This window comes from Tabrizicola sp. (genome assembly GCF_031377265.1).
Taxonomy (GTDB): Bacteria; Pseudomonadota; Alphaproteobacteria; order Rhodobacterales; family Rhodobacteraceae; genus JAUYQR01.
In genome coordinates this window covers 1-2,500 of record NZ_JANMET010000116.1, presented here as the reverse complement: position 1 = coordinate 2,500, position 2,500 = coordinate 1, and the positions used below count along the sequence as shown (strand labels likewise).

General features: G+C 59.3%; 3 protein-coding genes and 1 pseudogene. All 4 read right to left on the bottom strand.

Annotated features, from left to right (window positions below; translation table 11 throughout):
- The coding region (locus RMO18_RS06785; RefSeq protein WP_309664755.1) for a phosphate regulon sensor protein PhoR at positions 1–813 on the bottom strand (813 nt) is incomplete at its 3' end.
- Between the two features lie 21 nt (positions 814–834).
- Positions 835–1,527 carry a phosphate regulon transcriptional regulator PhoB gene (gene phoB, locus RMO18_RS06780; RefSeq protein WP_309664754.1) on the bottom strand — a complete coding sequence of 231 codons (693 nt, stop codon included), beginning with the start codon at positions 1,525–1,527 and terminating at the stop codon, positions 835–837.
- Positions 1,528–1,532: 5 nt separating this feature from the next.
- A complete protein-coding gene (gene phoU, locus RMO18_RS06775) occupies positions 1,533–2,237 on the bottom strand; it encodes a phosphate signaling complex protein PhoU (protein ID WP_309664753.1) in 705 nt (234 codons plus the stop codon).
- Between the two features lie 20 nt (positions 2,238–2,257).
- Positions 2,258–2,500 (bottom strand): annotated as a pseudogene (locus RMO18_RS06770) (phosphate ABC transporter ATP-binding protein); the annotation flags it as partial.

Sequence of the window (2,500 nt, the reverse complement as noted above, 5' to 3'; positions counted from 1 at the left end):
GCGCTGCATGCGGCGCGATTGGTCCAGCATCAAGGCATGGATGCGCTGGCGCTGGGCGAGGGGCGTTTCCGGTTGCTCTTCAAACTGTTCCAGGAAGCCGCTGATCACGGTAATCGGCGTGCGCAGTTCGTGGGACACGTTGGCAATGAAATCGCGCCGCATGGATTCCACCTGAACCAGACGGGTGATGTCGCGGGTGAGCAGGATGCGGCGCGTATCCTGAAACGGCAGGAACTGCAGGCTCAGCTGGCGTGCTCCTGTATGGTCTGTCATCTGCAGCGGCTCACGAAAGTCGGCGCGCACCAGATACTCCGTGAAGGCGGGCTGGCGCACCAGATTGGCGAGCAGGAATCCGCCATCACGCTCCAGGTTCAGGCCAAGGTGATCAGTGGCAGAGGGATTGCACCATTCAATCCGGTCGGCACGATCCAGAATAACGATGCCGTCGGGCAGGGCGCTGGAGGCCTGGATGAAGCGATCGAGGGTTTCTGCTACTTCTGCCCGGCGCCGGTCATCCCGCTTGCGCGCACGGCGCAATTCCTGGAACACGGTTTGCCAGGCGCCGAAGCCACTCGGCAGCTCCGGCAGTGCCTCGCGGTCGGGCAAGTTGAGCCAGTCGTTGACCCGCTTCAGGTAGTACAGATGGAAGCCGATCAGGACTGACAGGCCGAACAGGGCCACCAGCAAGCCCCAGCGTTCACCACCAATCAAGCCAGCCATGAGGGCGGCGACCGCCACCACGGCAAAGCGAAACCAGACCGGAACCCAGAATTGGTTCAAACGTGAATTGATGGTATGCAGTTGGGCGCTCATTATCGCTGAGCGGCGCCAATTTCAGGTCTTGGCGAGTCGGTAGCCGGCGCCGCGCACTGTCTGGACCATTTCTTCCGCACCGAAGGGCGCCAATGCCTTGCGCAAGCGCAGGATGTGCACATCGACCGTGCGTTCTTCGATGAAGGAATGATCGCCCCACACCTGGTCGAGCAACTGGGCGCGGGAATACACCCGTTCCGGATGCGCGACAAAAAAACGCAGGAGGCGAAACTCGGTTGCGCCCATGTCCACCAGCTTGCTGCCGACACGCACCTCATGCTTGCCGGGATCCACGGTAAGGTTGCCGAATAGCAGCGGCTCTTCGGCATGTTCTGGTGCACGGCGGCGCAGCAAAGCATTGATGCGGGAGATCAGCTCACGTGGCGAGAAGGGTTTGGTGACGTAGTCATCGGCGCCGGCATCCAGCCCGGCAATCTTGTCCCCCTCTTCTGCCTTGGCGGTGAGCATGATGATCGGCAGCGGGCGCGTACGCGGGTCGGCCCGCAGGGCACGCGCCAATTGCACACCTGATTCGCCCGGCATCATCCAGTCGAGAATCACCAGATCAGGCAATTGACTGCGAATCGCCTGGCGCGCTTCGTCGGCATTCAACGCGCGCACCAGTTTGTACCCCTTCGGTACCAAGGCAAATTCGAGCAGGTCCAGAATGGCCGGCTCGTCTTCGACCAGGAGGATGGTAGTGTCAAGTGCCATGCGGTTCAACTGGCAACAGTCTGCTCCAGCTTCTCCATCGTGGCGTGGCGCACGTCAGTGCCCTTGGCGACAAAAATGACATATTCCGCGATGTTTTGCGCGTGGTCGCCGATGCGCTCGATGGCCTTGGCAATCCAGATGATGTCCAGAGCGGTGGAAATCGTGCGCGGATCTTCCATCATGAACGTGATCAACTGACGAAGAATGCTGCGAAATTCGTTGTCAATCTGCGCGTCCTGCTTGACGATCTCACCGGCCTGCACCGCATCGAGGCGGGCAAATGCATCAAGTGAATCCTTGAGCATGCCGGCAGCGATGTGGGCCGCTACGTGGACGTCCGAGAAGCCGGGCAAATGCAACAGGCCGCGTTCTTGCATGGCCTGGGCATAGCGCCCAATCTTGTCGGCCTCATCCCCAATACGTTCCAGGTCTGTCACCGTCTTGACGATCGCCATGACCAGCCGCAGGTCGCCGGCAGCCGGCTGACGCCGTACGATCAGGTGCGTGCAACGATCATCCAGTTCGATTTCGAGGGTATTGATTGCTTCTTCGGTAGACCGGATTTGGCTAAAAAGGTCGCGCGAGCCTTCATCGTATACCGCGAGGGCAGTCCGCACTTGCTGTTCTACCAGCCCCCCCATGTGCAGCATTCTGGTGCGGATCTCTTCGAGATCACTGTCGAATTGAGAAGAGATGTGGTTCTTTTCCATGTTCCTGTCCCTTCGCCTGATTAGCCGAAACGGCCGGTAATGTAGTCTTCGGTACGCTTGTCCTGGGGCTTGAAAAAGATGTCGTTGGTCTTGCCGAACTCGATCAGATCCCCCAGATACATATAGGCGGTGAAATCGGAAGTACGTGCGGCCTGTTGCATGTTGTGCGTGACGATGATCACCGTGTAATCCTTCTTCAGTTCACCGATCAGCTCTTCGATGTAACCGGTGGAAATCGGATCAAGCGCCGAACACGGCTCGTC